This is a genomic window from Aquimarina algicola (assembly GCF_006443095.1).
Taxonomy (GTDB): Bacteria; Bacteroidota; Bacteroidia; order Flavobacteriales; family Flavobacteriaceae; genus Aquimarina; species Aquimarina algicola.
The window spans coordinates 1,215,262-1,237,309 of the sequence record NZ_VFWZ01000002.1; the positions used below are offsets into that span (position 1 = coordinate 1,215,262).

27 protein-coding genes and 1 tRNA gene are annotated in these 22,048 nt (G+C 32.5%); 16 read left to right on the forward strand and 12 right to left on the reverse strand.

Annotated elements, in window-relative coordinates; all coding sequences use genetic code 11:
- Positions 1-189 precede the first annotated feature (189 nt).
- A complete protein-coding gene (locus tag FHK87_RS09370; RefSeq protein ID WP_140592412.1) occupies positions 190-1,011 on the reverse strand; it encodes a hypothetical protein in 822 nt (273 codons plus the stop codon).
- A 320-nt stretch (positions 1,012-1,331) separates the two neighbouring features.
- Here FHK87_RS09370 and FHK87_RS09375 point away from each other — a divergent pair, with 320 nt between their 5' ends.
- Genes FHK87_RS09375 through FHK87_RS09390 form a run of 4 tightly spaced genes read left to right on the forward strand, consistent with a single transcriptional unit; the run spans position 1,332 to position 4,060 of the window.
- The gene (locus tag FHK87_RS09375) at positions 1,332-2,006 is read left to right on the forward strand and encodes a hypothetical protein (protein WP_140592413.1); all 675 of its coding nucleotides are present in this window, start codon (positions 1,332-1,334) and stop codon (positions 2,004-2,006) included.
- A gap of 9 nt (positions 2,007-2,015) precedes the next feature.
- On the forward strand, positions 2,016-2,669 hold the full coding sequence (locus FHK87_RS09380; protein WP_140592414.1) for a hypothetical protein: 654 nt from the start codon (positions 2,016-2,018) through the stop codon (positions 2,667-2,669).
- An 8-nt stretch (positions 2,670-2,677) separates the two neighbouring features.
- Entirely contained in the window at positions 2,678-3,421 is a 744-nt protein-coding gene (locus tag FHK87_RS09385; protein ID WP_226294167.1) for a sensor histidine kinase, read from the forward strand.
- On the forward strand, positions 3,422-4,060 hold the full coding sequence (locus FHK87_RS09390) for a response regulator transcription factor (RefSeq protein WP_140592416.1): 639 nt from the start codon (positions 3,422-3,424) through the stop codon (positions 4,058-4,060).
- 142 nt (positions 4,061-4,202) lie between these two features.
- Here the strand turns inward: FHK87_RS09390 and FHK87_RS09395 are convergent, their stop codons facing one another.
- The 7 genes from FHK87_RS09395 to FHK87_RS09425 form a co-directional block, all read right to left on the reverse strand.
- A complete protein-coding gene (locus tag FHK87_RS09395) occupies positions 4,203-4,592 on the reverse strand; it encodes a YybH family protein (RefSeq protein ID WP_140592417.1) in 390 nt (129 codons plus the stop codon).
- A 12-nt stretch (positions 4,593-4,604) separates the two neighbouring features.
- Positions 4,605-5,003 (reverse strand): YybH family protein, encoded by a 399-nt coding sequence (locus FHK87_RS09400; RefSeq protein WP_140592418.1) that lies wholly within the window; start codon positions 5,001-5,003, stop codon positions 4,605-4,607.
- Positions 5,000-5,935: a PNPOx family protein gene (locus FHK87_RS09405; RefSeq protein WP_140592419.1), complete on the reverse strand. Its 936-nt coding sequence runs from the start codon at positions 5,933-5,935 to the stop codon at positions 5,000-5,002. Before FHK87_RS09405 ends, FHK87_RS09400 begins: the two co-directional genes overlap by 4 nt.
- 53 nt (positions 5,936-5,988) lie before the next feature.
- Complete coding sequence (locus FHK87_RS09410; protein ID WP_140592420.1) at positions 5,989-6,867, reverse strand: SDR family oxidoreductase; 879 nt, start codon at positions 6,865-6,867, stop codon at positions 5,989-5,991.
- Between the two features lie 11 nt (positions 6,868-6,878).
- Positions 6,879-7,721 carry an alpha/beta fold hydrolase gene (locus FHK87_RS09415; RefSeq protein WP_140592421.1) on the reverse strand — a complete coding sequence of 281 codons (843 nt, stop codon included), beginning with the start codon at positions 7,719-7,721 and terminating at the stop codon, positions 6,879-6,881.
- 50 nt (positions 7,722-7,771) lie between these two features.
- Entirely contained in the window at positions 7,772-8,215 is a 444-nt protein-coding gene (locus tag FHK87_RS09420) for an Rrf2 family transcriptional regulator (RefSeq protein ID WP_317133541.1), read from the reverse strand.
- Positions 8,216-8,383: 168 nt separating this feature from the next.
- Positions 8,384-8,457 (reverse strand) — tRNA-Ala (locus FHK87_RS09425).
- 105 nt (positions 8,458-8,562) lie between these two features.
- Between FHK87_RS09425 and FHK87_RS09430 the strand changes: the two genes are divergently transcribed.
- The 3 genes from FHK87_RS09430 (at position 8,563) to FHK87_RS09440 (ending at position 11,348) form a co-directional block, all read left to right on the forward strand.
- Positions 8,563-9,063 (forward strand): GNAT family N-acetyltransferase, encoded by a 501-nt coding sequence (locus tag FHK87_RS09430; protein WP_140592423.1) that lies wholly within the window; start codon positions 8,563-8,565, stop codon positions 9,061-9,063.
- Positions 9,060-10,391, forward strand: coding sequence for an MATE family efflux transporter (locus tag FHK87_RS09435; RefSeq protein ID WP_140592424.1), 1,332 nt, complete (start codon positions 9,060-9,062; stop codon positions 10,389-10,391). Before FHK87_RS09430 ends, FHK87_RS09435 begins: the two co-directional genes overlap by 4 nt.
- Before the next feature lie 192 nt (positions 10,392-10,583).
- Positions 10,584-11,348 carry an enoyl-CoA hydratase/isomerase family protein gene (locus FHK87_RS09440; protein ID WP_140592425.1) on the forward strand — a complete coding sequence of 255 codons (765 nt, stop codon included), beginning with the start codon at positions 10,584-10,586 and terminating at the stop codon, positions 11,346-11,348.
- Positions 11,349-11,578: 230 nt separating this feature from the next.
- Here FHK87_RS09440 and FHK87_RS09445 read toward each other — a convergent pair whose 3' ends face one another.
- Both FHK87_RS09445 and FHK87_RS09450 read right to left on the reverse strand, forming a co-directional pair.
- On the reverse strand, positions 11,579-11,926 hold the full coding sequence (locus FHK87_RS09445) for an FEKKY domain-containing protein (protein ID WP_140592426.1): 348 nt from the start codon (positions 11,924-11,926) through the stop codon (positions 11,579-11,581).
- Entirely contained in the window at positions 11,877-12,146 is a 270-nt protein-coding gene (locus tag FHK87_RS09450) for a hypothetical protein (protein WP_140592427.1), read from the reverse strand. Before FHK87_RS09450 ends, FHK87_RS09445 begins: the two co-directional genes overlap by 50 nt.
- A 268-nt stretch (positions 12,147-12,414) precedes the next feature.
- On the opposite strand from FHK87_RS09450, the gene FHK87_RS09455 reads away from it, so the two are divergent.
- A complete protein-coding gene (locus tag FHK87_RS09455) occupies positions 12,415-12,867 on the forward strand; it encodes a 6-pyruvoyl trahydropterin synthase family protein (RefSeq protein ID WP_140592428.1) in 453 nt (150 codons plus the stop codon).
- A gap of 111 nt (positions 12,868-12,978) precedes the next feature.
- On the forward strand, positions 12,979-13,362 hold the full coding sequence (locus FHK87_RS09460) for a VOC family protein (protein WP_140592429.1): 384 nt from the start codon (positions 12,979-12,981) through the stop codon (positions 13,360-13,362).
- Positions 13,363-13,403: 41 nt separating this feature from the next.
- On the opposite strand, the gene brnQ is transcribed toward FHK87_RS09460, so the two are convergent.
- The gene (gene brnQ / locus FHK87_RS09465) at positions 13,404-14,687 is read right to left on the reverse strand and encodes a branched-chain amino acid transport system II carrier protein (RefSeq protein ID WP_140592430.1); all 1,284 of its coding nucleotides are present in this window, start codon (positions 14,685-14,687) and stop codon (positions 13,404-13,406) included.
- 37 nt (positions 14,688-14,724) lie between these two features.
- Between brnQ and FHK87_RS09470 the strand changes: the two genes are divergently transcribed.
- Positions 14,725-15,510, forward strand: a complete 786-nt coding sequence (locus FHK87_RS09470) for an alpha/beta fold hydrolase (protein WP_140592431.1) — start codon at positions 14,725-14,727, stop codon at positions 15,508-15,510.
- Between the two features lie 229 nt (positions 15,511-15,739).
- Positions 15,740-16,018: a hypothetical protein gene (locus FHK87_RS09475; protein WP_140592432.1), complete on the forward strand. Its 279-nt coding sequence runs from the start codon at positions 15,740-15,742 to the stop codon at positions 16,016-16,018.
- Positions 16,019-16,035: 17 nt separating this feature from the next.
- Here FHK87_RS09475 and thiL read toward each other — a convergent pair whose 3' ends face one another.
- Positions 16,036-17,082 carry a thiamine-phosphate kinase gene (gene thiL, locus FHK87_RS09480; protein ID WP_140592433.1) on the reverse strand — a complete coding sequence of 349 codons (1,047 nt, stop codon included), beginning with the start codon at positions 17,080-17,082 and terminating at the stop codon, positions 16,036-16,038.
- Positions 17,083-17,569: 487 nt separating this feature from the next.
- On the opposite strand from thiL, the gene FHK87_RS09485 reads away from it, so the two are divergent.
- The 5 genes from FHK87_RS09485 (at position 17,570) to sufD (ending at position 22,014) form a co-directional block, all read left to right on the forward strand.
- Positions 17,570-17,899: a HesB/IscA family protein gene (locus FHK87_RS09485; protein WP_140592434.1), complete on the forward strand. Its 330-nt coding sequence runs from the start codon at positions 17,570-17,572 to the stop codon at positions 17,897-17,899.
- A 34-nt stretch (positions 17,900-17,933) separates the two neighbouring features.
- Positions 17,934-19,379: a Fe-S cluster assembly protein SufB gene (sufB, locus tag FHK87_RS09490; protein ID WP_140592435.1), complete on the forward strand. Its 1,446-nt coding sequence runs from the start codon at positions 17,934-17,936 to the stop codon at positions 19,377-19,379.
- Between the two features lie 33 nt (positions 19,380-19,412).
- Positions 19,413-19,778, forward strand: a complete 366-nt coding sequence (locus FHK87_RS09495; protein WP_140592436.1) for a hypothetical protein — start codon at positions 19,413-19,415, stop codon at positions 19,776-19,778.
- Between the two features lie 96 nt (positions 19,779-19,874).
- Entirely contained in the window at positions 19,875-20,627 is a 753-nt protein-coding gene (gene sufC, locus FHK87_RS09500) for a Fe-S cluster assembly ATPase SufC (protein ID WP_140592437.1), read from the forward strand.
- A gap of 73 nt (positions 20,628-20,700) precedes the next feature.
- A complete protein-coding gene (gene sufD / locus FHK87_RS09505) occupies positions 20,701-22,014 on the forward strand; it encodes a Fe-S cluster assembly protein SufD (protein ID WP_140592438.1) in 1,314 nt (437 codons plus the stop codon).
- Positions 22,015-22,048: the final 34 nt, after the last annotated feature.

The following is a 22,048-nucleotide window of genomic DNA, read 5'->3' on the forward strand; positions in this document are numbered from 1 at the left end:
ATTCTAAAGATCAAGAATTGATATGGGTAAAAGATAGGCTGCCATTATTGGCAGCCTATTTTATTCTAGTAGGACTAATACCCCGAGGCTTGACTCGCCAGCAAAACGTAAACAGTTTGAAAACGAGAAGTCCTTTGAATGTTCCGTGAGGTTTTTACTTAAATCGAGATTTATATTCTATGTGCACGATTAACAGAATTTACCACAATAAGCCTTAAAAGTATAAGCAATACCACTACCTAATGCTTTTAAGATGCACCAGATCATTCCCCATGCATTTCCAAGATTTGTAAAAATGCAAAATATTACTTTGGGTAAACTTCTAAATACACCCCATCCTAGTATTCTCCACTTATTTCTGTAAACACAATTGATACAATCTCTAAATCCTTTTTGCGAAGTATAGTCTGTATACATTAAACCTTTCATACTAGATGCATATAAAAGCATAGTATTCTTTTCAAAAGAAGGTAATTCTTTACTCTCAGAAACATTTCTTTTAAAACTATCCAGTATATTCATTGATTCTTCAAACGAAGATGCTTTACTCATTTGAGCATCTAACTCCAAAAATAAGTTTAACTGAGCATCAGAATACATATTTGTTTCTGATAATACTTGAGTAAGATCGGTAGCTTTTGCATCTGGATTTCTAATGATTTCTTCTGTTTGATAATAAAATCTTTCAGTATCTATAGGAGATGCTCCTTTATATCTTAAGTAATCATTAATAGCGCTCAAATCAGGAACCTCTTCTGTATCAAAATTTTGTATTTCTTTAATCAAACTAATTTCTTTTCCTGCTTCAATTAGCCCTGCCTCAATATCATTTAACTCATCTTCATTAATTTTTTCTAACGCCGAAAAATCAAATTCTTGATTTGCATTTCGTTCTTCGACTTTAATACTATCTAATTGGTTTTCATTAACTGTTTGAGAGTCATTTTCGCAACTAGCAAATAATAAAAGACAAGCAATTACAGGCGTGATAATAAATTTGATGTATTTCATAATAATAGTTTTAAGATTACCTACTCTTACGCTTTTCGGTTTACGCGACCACTATGCATTGTGAGTTTAAAAACAGAGAGGATGATCAGTCCTGATGCAATTGCATATATCTTTGATTTATAATTTTTGTTTCTCAAAATTCAGAATTTCTTTAGTATAAATTGATGATCAAATAGCCTAAAAATACAAGAACAAACAACGTTAATTTTTTGGGGTATTTTCCCCTTTTTAATTGGGGTATTTAACTTTATAAAACAAAAGCAAAAACCTTTTCCTTTGTACTAACACAAAGAATTATAACTTCTAAAAACCAATTTATTATGGTATCAACTTCATTACTCATTGTAGTAACTTTTGCTTTTGCAGCCTATATTTATAAGTATCCACCTAAAAAACCATCTCTATCCCAGAACAAGCAAAATATCTGTATGGATTATTCTCATGAGCCCGCACCTACTCTAAAAGTTAATTTGATTCATGAAATGACAAATGGATATAGACAAAATCAACTAGACTTTATCAAAAGAGTAATAACAGATGACGCTCATTCTATTTGGTTTGATTTAGAAACACTAAAAAAGTTTATATATCATATAGAATTCAGCTCCAAAAAAAATAATGTTTCTAGTAAAGATCTGGGGGTTCGCATTTACTATTCAAGATATCCTGAGATAGAAACCTGGGAGAAAAAATATCCTGACTTATCATTTTTTCTTAGAAACGCTTTGACTAAAAGTTATCAAAAACGGCATACTCTAATCATGATTCCTACTATCCATCGAGATAAAATAGATATTGATTTTAATCCTGATGATATAAGAACATATACTCAAAGCATGCGAAATATAGAAGATTATCTTTCTAGTAATGATGAGAGTTTTATTCCTGCATTAACGATTACAAAAGCTTCAAAAAACTCGAGTTCTTCATCTCCTATTTCTCAAAATCATGGTAGTCTAATTCCGCCAGCTAATGGTTCTGGCGAAGCTTTCTAAAACAAAAAAATGCAAGAATATCATTTTTTGCTCAAGAAATTGTTTTTGGTGGCAGAGTTCATCTCTGCCATAGTTGGCTTATTATACATAGTAGAATTGAAAAAAAGCTACTGGAAATGGTTCTCTCTATATTTGTTTTTTATTATGACTCAGGAGTTTTTTTGGTATTTTAATTCTTTTTTTCCTGACAATATAAAACAAGGGTATTATGCTTTTATCGGCATCCCTATTCAATATCTATTTCTGTTTTGGTTATACGCATATAAATCTCTAAAAAATAAAAAGTTATTGTTTTATTGCATTGTTATCTATTTGACAACATATATACCTGTAGAATTATTCTTTAAAAAAATAGACGTAGTATATTCTATCAATTTGACTATGGGTACCCTATTGCTCGCTTTTTTGATAGTATTAGAGTTTTTAAAACAAATCAAAGATGATAGTATCATTAATTTTGAAAAAAATAAAATGTTTTACATTACTATTGGTATCATCTTATCCTATATAGGAACCTATCCATTTTTCTGTTTTTATAACGAATTATGGTATGATCATCGTCAAATATGGCAGATCTATTTTGCATATTTTCTTTGTTCTAATACTATAATGTATCTTTTATTTACGGCTTCGTATATATGGGGGAAACGTCCTTTATCATAACGCTTATATTGTTTAATATCATTTTTGTAGCATTCTTAATTGGTATTGTTGTTTTTATATATCAGTATAAAAGCAAAAGAAAACAACATCTACAACAGATTAATATTCTAGACCAAAACCATAAAAAAGAACTTCTAGAAACTCAAATAGAAATACAAACCAATACAATGGAATATATCGGGCGAGAAATACATGATAATGTGGGACAAAAACTTACATTGGCAAGCTTGTATATCCAACAATATCTAATAGAAAATAAATTGATCAATACAAATACAACTATCAATTCGACAAATGAGATGATCAATGAAGCATTAGACGAGCTTAGGCAATTATCAAAATCTTTGACCAATGACTATATCAAAAACACTTGTATAAGCCAATTAATCCAAGAAGAATGCACTAGAATAAATAGTTTACAAATATGTAATGTAACTGTTTATATTGATCCTACAGTTCATTTGGATTCTTATATACACAAAAGTGTCGTTTATAGAATAACTCAAGAGTTTTTACAAAATAGTATCAAACATTCTCGCTGTAAGAATATTTCTATCGTATTGATAAAGCAAAGAGAGCATCTCACCCTCTCTATAAAAGATGATGGTATTGGCTTTGATATTGGCAAATTAAAAAACGATGGTATTGGCACCTATAATATTAAAAAAAGAGCACAATTAGTTAATGGTCTTATCAAATTAGACAGCCAGAAGGATAAAGGCACAGAATTAATTTTAGAATTTTCAATTTAAATGAAAAAGACAATAGTTATTATAGACGATCACCTCCTTATTGCAAGTGCTTTAAGCAGTATTATCTCTAGTTTTAATCAATTTGAAGTACTGTATATATGTGAAAATGGCATGGATTTTCAAGAAAAATTAAATCATAAAAAAGTACCAGATATTGTATTACTCGATGTTAATATGCCAATAATGGATGGTTTTGAAACTGCTAAATGGATGCATAAGACACACCCACAAATTTTGATTATGGCATTAAGCATGCAAAATGATGATTCTAGCCTCATAAAAATGATTAAAAGCGGTGCTAAAGGATACATGCTCAAAAATATTCAGCCCCTCGACCTTGAAAAAGCTTTAGAAAGCCTCGTCGAAAAAGGTAGATATTTTCCTGAATGGGCCTCTAAAAAAATTTTTGAAAACGTATGTGCCGACGAAAAAGAGCTTAAAGAAATAAAATTGTCTGATCGTGAAACTGAATTTCTAAAATATACTACTACAGAAATGAACTATAAGCAAATTTCTGAAAAGATGTTTTGCAGCCCCAGAACAATAGAAAATTATAGAGATAGCTTGTTTGAAAAACTACAATTAAGAACCAGAGTTGGTTTAGCTGTCTACGCTATAAAAAATGGATATTCAATATAAAAATGACCTAAATAAGCAAAAATTAAGATCAAAAACCCACAGTAATAGATTTTTGATCTTAATACATTCTATTCAATGTTTTAACAATTCTATTTCTAGCGTAATCAGTATTGATAGGATTGAAATAGTTAAACTTAAGACACTACTTATTGATCAAAGGAAGTCCTAAAGGACAATCAATAAAATACTGCCAAGAACCGTCTTCTCTTTGTTTAAGTACTTCTGTAGAGGCTCCTTCTCCCATAACATTTCCTTGTGTGTCGACAATACTCCAATCAGCCTGTAATAGAGCAATATCCCCATTAATCAATTCTCCGGTTACATTACTTATAAGTTTGGCTTTTGCATCAATAAAAGGTTGAAAACTTGTTTTTATAGTGTCTAGACCAGATTTTGGCGATTCAGTTGGAGGAAAAGACATAAGATAATCTGAATGAAAAAAATCTAAGATATTTTCCATATTACCTTCTGTAATACATTCACTAATTTGGTTAGCGACATCTCTTGGTCGCATTGCTTTTCTTGTTATCATTTCATTCATTTTCTATATTGTTACATCTGGCGGACGATTGTCCATATCAAATACTAATTTCCATTCGCCAACTTCGTTTCTTCTAAAAATGACGACTACACGACCTGACTCTCCAACTGCACTACCATCCTCGGGGCTGGTACCTGCTACTCTAAATTGTCCTGCTATATAACCGAGGTCATCTACAGCGATCGCTTGTTCTTCTTTGAAAAAAACCTTTGGTTTTATGCCAAAACTTTTTATAAAACCTTCTTTTACCATTGGTATTCCTATCTCAATAGGTTTGGCACTATTGGCATATACAATTTCAGAATCATATACAGACATTAATGCTTCTATATCATTATTATTAAATGCCTCTAGCCATTGATCTAAAGCATTTCTGACTTCTTTTACTAAACTTTCATTCATTTTTTTACGTTTTCCGGATTGAATGGTGAAAAGCTAATCAACTTCCAATCTATTTTATGATGAAACTCGGTTTGTATCCATTGTGTGGTTTTAAATAACCAGTAACGTCCTGTTCCCATTGTTTTTTCTATATCTTTTTCTTGTTCTTGATCAAAAACCAATTCTGTACTCCCTGTAAGTTGTAAAGAATGTCCTTTTTCAAAATCAACAAATAATAAACCTGCTTTTGAAACCTGAAGAAAGTTACCCAATGTATTAAACAGATTGTTACCTATATAATCGGGAATTTTTAATGTTCCATCCGCTAATATTTCTACAAAACCTGTGGCACCACCTCTGTGAGAAGCATCCATGTCACCCTCTTTATTCATACTACCTAAGAAAAAGGTATCAGCCTCTTTTATCAACTGCTTATGATCATTGTTTAGCACATCTCCTTTTGATTCTCTTGTCTCAAGTTCTGAAGGTGTGTCTGAAAATACAGGTACTCGTTGTTGAATATACTTTGGGCAATTAGGGTAAGCCTCTACTACAGTAATTTCTATTCTGTCTGAAAATAACGATGCACTGCCATTTAGCCTATATCTGGTTCTAGTCACAGTATCAATAAATAATACTCCAATATTGGATTGTGGACGAATATTTTTAAAGAGAATATCTTTCTGAGTCGTCTTTAATTTATCTAAATAAATAATTACCTTTTTAGATGTTTTTACTTTAATAAACCCGTTTTCACCAACAAGCATAGAAGCCCATATATTATAGTCTGTATCTAAAGAAGATAAAATAACAGTAGACTGTTTTTCTATAAAAGGAATCAGTTGATCTACAATGTTATCTTTTAATAACCGCTCTACAAGTGTTGGATCATGGTAGGCATTGTACTTATTCTGAATCTCTAATTCCCCTTCGTGGAAATACGTTTTTTTCATGTCACCCAAGTTTGAAAATTAGCTTAACTTCCTTTTTCTTAAATAAAATATCTTTAGGATAAATTCCAGTTTATAGAATCCACCCATTCATTCAGGGGTTGTGGTTCGATACCTAGAAGCTCATTTGTGTTTGTAAAGTCTTTATTTGTAAAATCTGTATGATACTGTTCTACATATCGATAAAGATTAGAAATTTCTCTTGCAGCCAGCGCTCCAAATCCTGGTTCGAGTTGTTGCTCAAATTCATTTACGGGAACTTCTACAAAATGAAGCTTTTGATTTATTTTGGATGAAATCGCTGCAGTGATTTCGGTTCCGGTAACAAGATTTCCTCCAATGGGAAGTGTTTGCCCGCTCAATTCGGGCTTGGCAATTGCTTTTACTACATACTTAGCCAAATCGTGATGGCTGATCCAGGGATTTTTTTTATGCGAAGCTAATGGGTAAGATACAACTTTGTGTTCTAAGATAACCGGTATAGACCATGGCGCAGCAATATTATCCAAATATATATCTGGTGCTAGTGTAATGACATTTAAACTGGATTGGTCGAATAGTTTTTTCATCGCAACTTTTAGATCAAGTGCTAAAAAACCTGTTTCTTCTTTTGCTAAATGAAACGTAGTATTAAAAATGATTACTTCTACTTTTTCCTGTTTGGCAGCGGCAATAAAATTTGCTGTGTAAGCTTTAGCCAGTTCCATATCAAAAATAAGAGGAAAAGAGTACACTGCGGCTTGCGCATTTTTCATAGCTTGAGCTAAGGATTCTTGGCTATCCAATCCTCCTTTTATTGTTTCTATTCCCTCTATTGGCGGCATCCCAATATTAGAGTCTCTTTTAAGTGTTGTTACTTGATGACCTTCATTTAATAATGCTTGAGCAATACTTCCTCCTTGAAACCCTGTGGCTCCTGTTACAAATACTTTCATTTTATCTATTTTTATTTTATAAAGTTTTTAATTAATACTGATACATCCTTTGCATACTCTTCTAGCATAAAATGTCCGCCATCAAAAAAATGTATTTCTACATCTTTTAAATCTTTAGCATAGGCTTCACCTCCAGGTTTACTAAAAAACTTGTCATTAGAACCCCAAACCACAAGGGTAGGCGGTTGGTATGTTTTTAAATAATGTTGCCATTCTTCATATTTTTCAAAGTTGGTTCCGTAATTATCAAAAAGAGTCAAGAATAACTCTTGTACACCCGGTCTTTGTAAAAAAGCATAATCTAAGAAGTAAGAAGAAGGATCAATTAAACTCACATCCTTGGCTCCAGTTACATATTGTTCTTTGAGTCCTTCTAAACTTACCAAATGCTTTTTGTATGCATTGAGTTGTTCTAAATTATTATTTTGAATATACTCTCCTATTTTTATGGCCCATTCTCCAAAACCTTCTGTATAAGCATTGGCGTTTTGGATAATTAGTCCATTAATCAATTCTGGTCGTCGTGTAGCAATACGAAACCCTATTGGTCCCCCATAGTCTTGCATAAAAAGATAGAAGTTCTTAAGGTTAAGTTTATCAATAAATTGGTTCATTGTATTGCTAATGTTATCAAAAGAATATTCATATTCTGATACCCGGGGCCTATCACTAAAACCGTAGCCTGGATAATCCGGAGCAATAACATGGTACTTATCTTCTAATAGACTCATCAAACCTTTATACATATGAGATGATGTAGGGTTTCCGTGAAGAAATAAAATAGTTTCTTTGTTTTGCACACCTGATTCTCTGTAAAAGATCGTTAGGTCGTTAATTTTAATAGATTTATTCATATCAAATTCTTTACTGTTATCTAAATTGTTACAGTTTAGTATAAAAAAAACTAAAACTGATTTTTAAATGCTTCTAAAGTTTGAGGTTTCAAAATATTTACAATCGCATCATCAATATCATTAAACATCAATAGTAATTTTTCGTTAATTTGTCCTCCGATTTTGCAAGTTGCATCTGGGATATTATTGGATAGATTAAGTACATGGGTACTTCCTTTGGCAGCTTCAAAAATATCGGCTAGTGTAATATTCTTTGCCGATTTTCCTAATCTTACACCTCCATTTTTCCCTTCTTTACTTTCTACTAACCCTTTTTCTTTAAGAGCTTTTAATTCTTTTCGTACCAAAACCGGATTGATATTCAGGCTTTCAGCAATAAGGGCAGAAGTATGCCACTCATCAGAATAATAAGCTAACAAAGTCATTATATGAAGCGATATGGAAAATTTACTTTTAACCAATTTTATACTGAAATAATTTTTGTTACAGTACAAATGTAATAAAAATATTTTAATATCAATTTGATTTAATTTGTATTTCTATAAAAATTCTGTTGTTTTCTTTATGTAAGAAAAGTGAATTTGATTAATTGTGCATGCAGATTAAATGTTCACAACCTGTATTTTAGGAAACTGTACCCCATAGAACATAACTATCATTAGTGGAGAAGATGGGACTCGAACCCACGACCTCTTGACTGCCAGTCAAGCACTCTAGCCAGCTGAGCTACATCCCCATTTATATTTAACCAAAAATACAAGAATTTTGTAAAATCCGCTACAAAACATAAGTTTATTATAAAACCATAATTGTATATAGGTTTTGTTTATATATTTGATCTATGATTCGCAAAGCAAAACTATCTGATTTAGACTCTATATACTTATTATCTCAAGCTTGTGGCACCGCAATGATTGCAATAGGAATCTATCAATGGAATGAGCATTACCCTACCAAAGAAAAGTTTCAAAAAGATATAGAACTGCAAGAATTATATATACTAGAAAAACAAGGTCAAATTATAGGTACGATTGTGCTTACCGAGATTATAGATGAAGAGTATAGATCTGTAACATGGATAACTCAGAACAACAATAATCTATATATACACCGCTTAGCAATTCATCCAGAATACTGGGGCAAAGGGTACGCACAACAGCTTATGGATTTTGGAGAAAACTATGCAAAAGACAACAATTATCAATCAATTAGGTTAGATACATTTAGCCAAAATCAACGAAATATTAAGTTTTATGAAACTCGAGGATATCAACGTTTGTCTGATATCTATTTCCCAAAACAAAGTGAATACCCTTTTCATTGTTATGAGCTAGTTTTATGAGCAACATTATCAGTTTTAAAAATATAAATCGCTTGGCTATTCCTGCCATTATTGCTGGTATAGCAGAACCTTTGCTATCTATTACAGATACTGCAATTGTTGGTAATATTCCACAATATGGTACCGAGTCTTTGGCTGCTGTAGGTATTGTTGGCTCATTCTTATCTGCTTTGATATGGATTTTAGGACAAACTCGTAGTGCAATATCTGCCATTATCTCTCAATATCTTGGCGCCGGTAAAATCGAAGAAGTCAAAACACTTCCTGCTCAGGCAATATTCTTCAATATATTGCTAAGTATTTTTGTGTTGGTATCAACCATTTTTTTTGTCGAAGATATTTTTAGATTATACAATGCTTCAGGAAAAATATTAGAATACTGTGTCATCTATTACGATATAAGAGTATGGGGATTTCCCTTAACACTGTTTACTTTTGCTGTTTTTGGAATTTTTAGAGGACTTCAAAACACGTTCTGGCCCATGATTGTTGCCCTAATCGGTGCAGTAACCAATATTGTTTTAGATTTTATTCTTGTATATGGTATAGACACCATCATTGATCCGATGGGTATTCAGGGTGCTGCTTGGGCGAGTTTATTATCACAAATGCTTATGGCAATTATTGTATTTTTTCTCCTCGTAACCAAAACAAATGTTACTCTTAGACTTCGTTTTCCGATTAATAAAGAATTAGGGAGATTAATAACCATGAGCCTTAACCTTTTTGTAAGATCTATAGCTTTAAATACAGCTTTGTATTTTGCAGCTTCTAATGCTACTTCTTATGGCGATGAATATATTGCTGCATATACCATTGCAATGAATATATGGATGTTTACTGCTTTCTTTATAGATGGGTATGGGGGTGCCGGTAATATTTTGGGCGGAAGACTATTAGGTTCACAACAATACAAACTCTTATGGCAGTTAGCAAAACGAGTATCTCTCTATGGTATAGGTGTAAGTTTAATTCTTGCTGTATTTGGATTTATATTCTATGCACCTATCGGGAAAATATTTACAAGCGAGGTGGTTGTACTCGATACGTTCTACAGCATATTTTTTATTGTACTTCTTGTACAACCAATCAATGGACTTGCATTTGTTTTGGATGGGATATTTAAAGGGCTTGGTGAGATGAAGTATCTAAGAAATGTACTACTAGGAGCAACATTCTTAGGTTTTATCCCTTCTTTGTATATCTGTAACTATTTTGATCTAAAACTTTACGGAATATGGATTTCATTTATGGTATGGGCTCTTTTTAGAGGAATAGCTTTATTGATTAAATTCAGAAAAAAGTTTTTACCGCTTATAACAGGATAAATATAAGCAAAGGCATATATATTAGAATTAAGATGAAGCCTATACGAAGTTTATTTTTTATAAAAAATTGTTCCATTTCATAAAGTATTCTATATAATCTTGTACTAAAGACCTGGTTTCTAATACATCGTTACATCAAGTCTTTCAAATCCTTTAGTATTTGATTATTTTTATCTCAAATATTTATCAAAAATGATACCACAATCCAACGGTAGTCTATATACAGCTATCCAAAATTCAATTGCAACCATAGAGTTTGGTCACCCAGCTAGCAATTCTTTTCCTTTAGAATTATTACAAAGACTTTCTAACGCTTTTAGACAACTGTCTGAAGATGATACTGTAAAAGTAATCATATTAAAGTCTGAAGGAGATCGTATGTTTTGTTCAGGTGCTTCTTTTACAGCATTGTTATCAATAACAAACTTTGATGAAGGAAAACATTTTTTTTATGGATTTGCCCATGTTATTAATGCAATGCGCTTATGCAAAAAGCCAATTATAGGACGAATCCAAGGTAAAACTGTTGGAGGAGGTGTAGGAATTGTTGCCGCTTGCGACTATTGTCTTGCTACCGAAGCAGCATCAATACAACTTAGTGAACTCACTATAGGTATTGGCCCATTTGTAATAGAACCTGTAGTTTCCAAAAAGATAGGCGACGGTGCTTTTGCTACATTAGCTTGGGATGCTACACAATGGCAAACAGCATATTGGGCAAAAGAAAAAGGATTGTTTAATCGTGTTTTTGAATCCATTACAGAATTGGATAAAGAAACTCAAATTTTTGCAGAAAAAATAGCAAGTTATAACCCTCAGGCTACACAACAAATGAAAAAAATACGATGGGAAGGTACCGAAAACTGGGATAAACTACTTTTACAAAGAGCAGAAATTTCTGGAGAATTAATCTTATCTGATTTTAGTAAAAAAAGCCTTAAGAAATTTAAAAAATAATACCGGGCAACAACAACTAAAAGTTACCCGGTATCCCAACTACACAAACTATAATAATGATTTCTCATTATTTTCCCCCAAAGCTTGTAATCATCTAATTAAGTAATATCAAATTGAATTAACTTACTTCCTTAAGATATGTATTTCCCCAAATACAATTCAAAAATAAGTTAATTAGAGAGACTACCTATTGTCAAAAAATCACTTTTTTAAAACTTTAACATCTTACTTTATCTGTTATTGTTTAATGTCTTCTTTAGATATTTAACATCAGAACGTACTTTTTTTCTCCATTTTACACCATATTTTCTATCCATTAGCTGAAAAATACGTTCATTATAAGCTTTAATACATTCTTGAATTGGTGGTGTACATCCAAAGTCAAAATATTCAATCTTATATTTTCTCTCAAATTTTTTGTCAGAAAGAGAGTTCGCTATTGGTACAATTGAACCAACCAGAAGTAATTTTGGTTTTCCATTTTTCCAATCTTTTTCAGCTAGGTCTTTATTATATTTACAAATGGCTTCAAGCGTTAAAATAATCTTTGTTGTTCCATTTTTGATTTTTATAACCAAAAGCAGAAATTTCGATTATATAAGATCTATTGAGTTCAAGATTTTTAATTTGAAAAAAACCTGTACTATCGACCATTAAAGTATTTTTCAGATTTGATTTGCTACTTTTCAATTCTTGGATATAAACATCAGAAATTGGTCTTAACTGAGTTATTGAAGATTTTACATATCCATTAATTTCGACCTGAGAATATGATATTCTACAAATTAAAATAAACATAACTGTTAGTTTTTTTTTGCCCAAACTCTTTTTCATTTAATACTGGTTATTGAAGAATTAAAACTATTATATAATTGAATATCTAGATAGCATAAATGAGTGAACTCTACTTTCAAATTAGTCAAGGTTTATTTCAGTATTTAAAACTTTAACATCTTATTGATATGCAGAACTTAAATTTCCTTGTAATTTTTTGATGAATAATTCTTTGGTTCATGCAAGTTCATTAGAATCTTCCTTAACTTTGCCGAAAATTATAATATAGGCAATGAGCAAAATTCGTATTACCAAGCAATTTTCTTTTGAAACCGGTCATGCTTTGTATGGTTATGATGGTAAATGTAAAAATGTTCATGGTCATAGCTACAAGCTAAGTGTTACTGTAATTGGTACTCCTATTACAGATACTTCGCACGTAAAATTAGGAATGGTTATTGACTTTGGAGATTTAAAAAAGATTGTAAAAGAAGATATTGAAGATGTATTTGACCATGCAACAGTATTTAATAAAAATACGCCTCATGTCGAACTTGCAAGAGAACTAGAAACCAGAGGTCACAATGTTATCTTAGTGGATTATCAACCCACTAGTGAGAATATGGTTCTTGATTTTGCAGAAAAAATTCAGAAAAAACTACCTGATACTATAAAGTTACACTCACTAAAACTTCAAGAAACCGAAACATCATATGCAGAGTGGTATGCTTCTGACAACCAATAAACACTTCAGGATAAGTCTAAAAGAGAACCAAAAATAACATTTTAATGAGGTTGGTAGAATATTTTATATACTTCGATCGTTAAGAAGTATTAAAAACCCCCTTTAATTGTTATGCAACGAATGAAAATAACCGCTGGTCACCAGCAGGCTATGCCATATTTGGTAGTAGAAAAAGCTGAAGATTTTATTGACTTTATTCGTAAAATTTTTCATGCGCAAGAAATGGTAAGAAATCTTGATACAGATAATAGGATTCAACATTCTGAAATTAAAATAGGAGACAGTACCCTTTTACTTGCAGAAGCTTCCAAAAATTTTCCTGCGCATCCGGGATCTATGTACGTGTATGTAAAAGATACAGATCAAACTTATTTTGATGCAATAGATGCAGGCGCAAAATCACTTATGAAACCCATGGAAGAAGATTATGGAGCCAGAGGAGCAGGTTTTCAAGATCCTTTTGGTAATACCTGGTGGATCGCTACCTTAAATTAGACTATAAATACTTCTCCAATAAACAAAGTATAACAAGTAATCTATTTACTTGTTCCTTTTAAGGATAAATACAAATTAGTTACTAATAATGTTAGTAAAGATGGTAGTAGCCATGCCAGACTATACCTTCCCAATGGAAGAATATCTAGAATTGGTGTTGTAAAATCATCTAAACCTATTGACTTCAAAAAATCGGGAATGCTAAAAACAATGGTAATAATCACTACCGCTTTAAATACCAGTGAGGATGTATATTTTTCAGATAAAATGTTTAATACAATCAAAATAATCGTAATAGGATAAATAAACATAAGTGCTGGTACAGCGACATAGATAATGTAATGTACATCAAACTGCCCCATAAGTACACCCAAAATACAGCCCAAAATCACCGTGATAACATATGCCCTTTTAGAATCATACAAGATCCCTTTTATAAAATCTGCCGTACCTGTAACAATCCCTACTGCAGTGGTAAAGCAGGCAAGGCTTACCAAAATACTGAGAAAAACTTTTCCGATACTACCCAAAGTCTTTAAACTCAATCCCGAAAGTAGTGTAGTACGACTCACACTAGATTCAAATTCTGAGTGAAATAATGCTCCATTATAAATCATCCCGGCATAAATAATCAACAACCCAATACCGGCAACAACTCCTGATTTAATAATCAGTTTTCGGTTGCGCTCAAAATTATGTTCTCCTTTTATTCTCAATGAAATAATGACCACACCACCAACTACCACAGCGCCTATAGCATCAAAAGTTTGATATCCTTCTAGTAACCCACTAACAATTGGTGTTTCAAATTCAGAAATGCCCTCTATTGGTATTTCAACAGAAAAAATACCAATACAGATAATACTTAATACTACTATAAATATGATTGGAGACAGAAACTTTCCTAGTACGTCGAGAACTTTTGAACGATTAAGAGCAAAAACCAATACCAAAGCAAAATAGAGAGTACTGGTTAACAAAGCACTGGTACCAAAAAAAGGTTGAATTGCCATTTCGTGAGTTACCGAAGCGGTTCTGGGAGAAGGCAATGCAATAGAGATGATATATACAATAATACAATATACCAGGCTAAAAGTTGGTGATACCTTTTTTGCAAAATCCATCATTGTACCTTGCAAACGTGCATGAGCAAAAATACCAAGCAAAGGAATAAATACCGCAGAAATCACAAAACCCAAAGCAACAAGGTGCCAGTTATCTACAGCCTTAAGTCCTAAAAGTGGGGGTAGCATCAAGTTTCCTGCTCCAAAAAACATAGAGAACAAAGCAAATCCCGCAATAAAAGTTTCTTTATTAAATCTCATTTACCTAGGTTTATGCCGCTAAAAATAAACTTTCAGAATGATATTAGCATACAAAGGGATAAAAATAAAATACCTTATCGCCGGTAAAGGTTCCCCTATACTCTTTTTACATGGGTTTTTAGAAAACGCTTCGATGTGGCAAGATACATTTTCTGAGCTGTCAAACGACTATACCTGTATTGCTATTGACTTGTTAGGGCATGGGGGCACACAGTGCATGGGTTATATTCATACTATGGAAACAATGGCAGAAGCTGTAGATGCAGTCGTACAACACTTGCAATTAGAACCCTTTGTAATTGTAGGCCACTCTATGGGTGGATATGTAGCTTTGGCCTATGCAGAACTATTTTTACAAAAAATCTCAGGGTTAGCACTACTCAATTCTACAGCGCTTCCTGATAATCAAGAGCGAAAAATAAACAGAGGCAAAGCAATAGCTATTGTCAAAAAAACTCCAAACGCTTATACTAGTATGGCTATTGCCAACCTATTTGCTCAAAAAAACAGATCTGAATTTTTATCTCACATCAACAATTTAAAAAATCAAGCATCAAATATGCCTGTGCAAGGTATCATTGCAGCATTAGAGGGGATGAAAATTAGAAAAGACAGAAGTTCTCTTTTGTCTTCTCTTACCGTACCAAAAATTATTTTTGCAGGCATCAAGGATTCAGTAATTTCTTACGATCAATCTGTTAAAGAAGCACATCAACATAATGTAAAAATTGTTAGTTTTGATGGAGGACATATGTCTTATCTAGAAAACAGAGATGATTATATCTCAGAATTACAGCACTTTATAAAAGGTTTTTCTTCTTAAAAGTATATTTAATTTATCATAAAAATAAATCAGTACATTTTTAAAATAAACAGACAAAAAACTTGTTTTTAAAGACAAAAAACACAAAAAAATATATTATTGTCTTAAAATTTGTACATTTTAAAGAAATTTTCTTACAAAAATATTGTTAATCGACAAAAAAATATTATTATTGTACTGATAATGAATCATTAAAGTTTTTTTATGACATTTTAACCCCCTAGATACTATGGAAAAAACCACCCCAAACTCCGTATTTTCCTTCACAAAAATCCGTTGTTCTATTTTTGGACACAATTATGTACTTTCAAAAAATGTTACTCATCATATTAAAGAATATAAATGTTCTTGCTGCGGTGAGATTGTAACTACAAACAGCAAAGGAAAACTTGAGGTAATGACACCCAAATTAAAAGAAATTAATACAGCTCTTGCTATGGTTCATGCCAAAAAATTAGCAAGAAACAAGAATTCAAATACAAATACTACCCTTCAAGTAGCTTCTTAATCAGTTTTAGTTCTTTATTATTCTTTTATAGGATTCCATCCCTGTGCAGTCATTCTAATCTTTTCATTAGCTCTTGTTACTAATCCTATTCCACTATCTTGATCTGTTATATGACCAATAACAGTTAAGTTAGGATTTGCCTTTATTTTCGGAAAATCTTCTTGACGAATTGTAAACAATAGTTCGTAATCTTCTCCTCCATTAAGTGCCACAGTGGTACTATTTAATTTGAACTCTTCGCAAGTTGATATTACCGTTGGGTCTAGAGGTAATTTTTCTTCATACACATTAGCCCCAACATTAGATTGGGTGCATAAATGTATTACTTCAGAAGACAAACCATCACTAATATCAATCATGCTGGTAGGTTTTACCTCTAGTGCTTTAAGAAGTTGAGGGATATCTTTGCGAGCCTCAGGTTTTAATTGCCTTTCTATAATATATGTATATTGATCAAGATCTGGTTGCGAATTTGGATTTACTTTAAAAACTTCTTTTTCTCTCTCTAGTACCTGAAGTCCAAGGTATGCAGCTCCCAAATCCCCTGTAACTACCAAAAGATCATTTTCCTTTGCACCACTACGGTACACTAATTCTTCTTGATTGGCATGCCCTACGGCAGTAATACTTATAATAAGTCCTGTTGTCGAAGATGTGGTATCCCCTCCTACTAAATCTATACCATAAATTTTTGCTGCAGTTTCTATACCAGAATATAACGCTTCTAATGCCTCTAGAGGAAATCTATTGGATACCGCTATAGAAACCGTTATTTGTGTAGCTTTAGCATTCATAGCATATACATCAGATAGATTTACAACAACTGCTTTATATCCCAAATGCTTAAGTGGTACGTATGATAAATCAAAGTGAATCCCTTCTATCAATAAATCTGTGGTAAGTACACATTGCTTTTGTTTAAAATCTAGTACTGCAGCATCATCACCAATTCCCAGCACAGTAGTTTCTTGCTGAATTTTAAAATTCTTGGTCAAGTGATCTATTAACCCAAACTCACCTAAATCAGAAAGTTGTGTCTTTGATGTATTTTTATCTTCAATCATTTTGCAAAGGTAGACAAGATTCTATTTTCAATCCTATCATTTTTCAAATTAAATTATAGCATTCATGATAGAGCACTTGCAAACATCTGACCTTATTATTTCTCAACAGTTCTACATTTGATTTTAATCTATATTTACATCATCGATTTTAGTTATAAGTCTTTTTTAGGAATTTGAGTCGTATTTACAGAGAAGAAAAATATCATTTCGGGTTAAAAAGCACATTTCAAAAAACACAAAAGATACTTTGTATTTTACACTTTTTATGGTTCATGAACATCGTTATCAAGAACTTTTTTCTTCTTCTTATAGTACTTTTGACAATGATAGAAACTCTGGTTATTGTATTGCAAGTAATGGCCTGTAATCTGCTAGTATAGGCAGCGCCTATTTTTACATTTGTTATATATATGTTAGGAATTGTAAAACAAAACTACTTATGTAGTATATTTGTAGCGATTTAGAATTAATCTATTTATAAAAAAACATGATTAAAGTATCAGACATAGCAAAAAATAAAGTCATCGAATTAATGACAGAAGACGGCTATAACTCTACTTCAGATTATGTTCGTGTAGGCGTAAAAAGTGGAGGTTGTTCCGGTCTATCATATGATTTGAAGTTTGATAAAGAACAGGCAGAAGGTGACAAGGTCTTTGAAGATAATGGAATAAAAATTATTGTTGATAAAAAAAGTTTTCTATATCTCATTGGTACTACTCTAGAATATTCTGGAGGATTAAATGGTACCGGCTTTGTATTTAATAACCCCAATGCAAGTAGAACTTGTGGTTGTGGAGAGAGTTTCTCACTTTAACTGAAAAAAAACCCTGCTTTAAGGAAAAAGAACAATGGCATATACAGAAGATGATTTAAAGAAAGAATTAGAGACCAAAGAATATGAGTATGGATTTTATACCGATATAGAATCTGATACTTTTCCTGTTGGTCTTAATGAAGATATAGTTCGTGCAATTTCTAAGAAAAAAGAAGAGCCCGAGTGGATGACAGAATGGAGGCTTCAGGCGTTTCATGCATGGAAAGAAATGGAAGAACCCGAATGGGCAAATGTGAACTACAAGAAACCTGATTTTCAAGATATTTCTTACTATTCGGCTCCAAATAAAAAGCCTAAATACAATAGTATAGATGAAGTAGATCCAGAATTACTAGAAACATTTGAAAAGCTTGGTATTTCTTTAGAAGAGCAAAAGAAACTTGCAGGAGTAGCTGTAGATATCGTAATGGATTCGGTATCTGTAGCCACCACTTTCAAAGAAACCCTTGCCGAAAAAGGAATTATCTTCTGCTCAATCTCTGAAGCAATCCAAGAACATCCAGAGCTAATTAAAAAATATATAGGATCTGTTGTACCACAAAAAGATAACTTTTATGCAGCGTTAAACTCTGCTGTATTTAGTGATGGTTCTTTTTGTTACATCCCAAAAGGTGTACGCTGCCCAATGGAACTTTCTACCTATTTTAGAATCAATCAAGCCGGTACAGGTCAATTTGAGCGTACTTTGGTTATTGCAGACCAAGGGAGTTATGTAAGTTACCTAGAGGGTTGTACTGCTCCATCAAGAGACGAGAATCAATTACACGCAGCAGTAGTAGAGCTGATCGCACTAGATGATGCAGAGATCAAATATTCTACAGTACAAAACTGGTATCCTGGTAATGCCGAAGGACATGGGGGTGTTTATAATTTTGTAACCAAAAGAGGGCTTTGCGAAACCAATGCAAAAATCTCCTGGACCCAAGTAGAAACAGGATCAGCTATTACCTGGAAATATCCATCTTGTGTACTTAAAGGAGATCATTCAGTAGGAGAGTTTTATTCTATTGCTGTGACCAATAATTTTCAGCAAGCCGATACAGGAACCAAAATGATTCATTTAGGTAAGAATACCAAAAGTACCATTATATCCAAAGGTATCTCTGCCGGAAAATCTCAAAATAGCTATAGAGGACTGGTGCAAATAAATAGTAGAGCGACCAATGCACGTAATTTTTCACAATGTGATTCATTATTGATGGGCAATGAATGTGGTGCACACACGTTTCCTTACATAGAAGCAAAAAACAAAACAGCTCAAATAGAACATGAAGCTACTACGAGTAAAATAGGTGAAGACCAAATATTTTACTGCAACCAACGTGGAATTGATACAGAAAAAGCAATTGCATTGATTGTCAATGGTTTTAGTAAAGAGGTTTTAAATAAATTACCTATGGAATTTGCTGTAGAGGCACAAAAACTTCTAGAGATTTCACTAGAAGGTTCTGTTGGGTAATATGATCAAACCATCAAACTCAAACCGGCATTAATGAAAAAATTATGTATTCTAATTGTATTAAATCTGTTCATATTTTCATGTAAATCCGATAAAAAAAGTGAGGAATATGATATTATACGTGGCGAATTTATCCTTATCGATGATGCTGCTGTTATAAAAGGCGAAGATTTTATTTATGGTGTAATGATCGATGATCTCACCAGAGAACTTGCCAAAAAAGTAATCCCTTTACAAAGAGAAGAGTACGATATGGTACCTGTAGTTGTAAAAGGGGTGATCAAACAAAACCCAGAACAAGGTTGGGAAGAAATTGTAGAAATAAAAGAAATTATAGGGGTTAGCGCCCCAACTTCAGAATTACCGACAAAGATTAAGTCGACTGAAGAACAACAATAAATATTGATTTGACAAAGACCTAATTTTTTTAGGAGAACAAAAACAAACATAGAATTTTTATATATCTCCAAAAAGAGATAAAATAATGATAAAACAATGTTAGAAATAAAGGATTTACACGCTAGTGTCGAAGATAAAGAAATTCTAAAAGGCCTTAACTTGAATGTTAATGCAGGAGAAGTACATGCGATCATGGGTCCAAATGGAGCCGGAAAAAGTACATTGGCTAATATTATTGCCGGTAAAGAAGAATATGAAGTTACCAAAGGAGGCATCCTTCTTGCTGGTGAAGATATAGAAGAACTTGCAGCAGAAGAGCGTGCGCACAAAGGGGTATTTTTATCCTTTCAATATCCTGTAGAAATCCCTGGTGTTACGGTAACCAATTTTATGAAAACAGCGATTAATGAGACTAGAAAAGCACAAGGATTAGAAGAGATGCCTGCCAAAGATATGCTCAAAAGAATACGCGAAAAATCAGAGCTTTTAGAAATCGACCGTAAATTCTTATCTAGATCATTAAACGAAGGATTCTCTGGTGGAGAAAAAAAACGTAACGAGATCTTCCAAATGGCGATGATGGAGCCAAAACTGGCAATCCTAGACGAAACAGATTCTGGACTTGATATCGATGCCCTGCGTATTGTTGCTAATGGTGTAAATAAGCTTAAAAATGAAAATAACGCAATTGTAGTGATTACACACTACCAAAGATTGCTAGATTATATTGTTCCTGATTTTGTACACGTACTGTATGATGGTAAAATCGTAAAGTCTGGCACAAAAGAATTAGCTTTAGAATTAGAAGAAAAAGGATACGACTGGATCAAAGAAGAGATAAATGCATAATCCGATAAAGCATTTTTGATCACAATAATGCTACAATCAGATTACAAGCAACAAACAATTAAGAAATAAGATTATGGATTTGAAAGAAAAATTAGTGTCTTCTTTTCTGGCTTTCGAAAACACGATAAATGTAGATGATACTGTTCATGACATAAGAAGCCAAGCTATCAAGACTTTTGAAGAAAAAGGATTTCCTACCAAAAAAGAAGAAGCTTGGAAATATACCTCTCTCAATACAGTTCTTAAACATGATTATAGTATTTTTCCTAAAGAAGAAAATGCTATAGAATTTAAGGATATCAAGAAATATTTCTTACATGATCTTGATACCTACAAGATTGTTTTTATAGATGGTAAATATTCTTCTCATCTTTCAGAAACTACACACGAAAAAATAGATGTATGCCTGATGTCATCTGCATTGACGTATGACAAATACAGGGCTGTTATCGATAATTATTTTAACAAGATAGCACGTCAGGATGGTCTTACATCGCTCAATACAGCTTTTTCAAAAGAAGGTGCATATATTTATATCCCAAAAAACAAATTAGCAGACAAGCCTATACAGATTATTCATTTTTCTACCGGTAATGAGGCTGCACAAATGCTACAACCGCGAAACTTGATTGTTGTAGAAGAAAACTCGCACGTTCAGATCATCGAACGTCACCAGAGTTTGACAGACAATCCTGTACTTACGAATTCTGTTACAGAGATTTTTGTAGACAAAAGAGCTATTGTAGACTATTACAAGATTCAAAATGATAATCAAAACGCATCTTTGATAGACAATACATACATTGAGCAGCAAGCACAAAGTGTTGCGTCTGTACATACATTTGCTTTTGGAGGAAATATTACACGTAATAACCTGAACTTTTATCAAAAAGGAGAAGGGATCGATTCTATCTTGAATGGGGTAACTATACTTGAAGAAAAACAGCATGTAGACCATAATACCCTTGTACACCATACAGAGCCTAATTGCGAGAGTCATCAGGATTATAAAGGTATCTTTGATGAAAAATCAACAGGAGTCTTCAATGGAAAAATTATTGTGAATAAAGAAGCACAAAAAACAAATGCTTTTCAATCCAATAATAACATCTTATTGAGTGATAAAGCTACGATTAATTCTAAACCTCAGCTGGAGATTTTTGCCGATGATGTAAAATGTTCACATGGGTGTACTATTGGACAATTAGATGACAATGCTTTATTCTACATGAGATCGCGTGGTATTGGAGAAAAAGAAGCTAAAGCACTTCTTATGTACGCATTTGCTAATAATGTCTTAGAAAGCGTAAAAATACCTCAGCTCAAAAACAGAATCAATGCCCTTATTGCCAAAAAACTTGGTGTAGATATTGGTTTTGATTTATAATTAAGACTGTAAAAAAATAATTTTTATAAAAAAC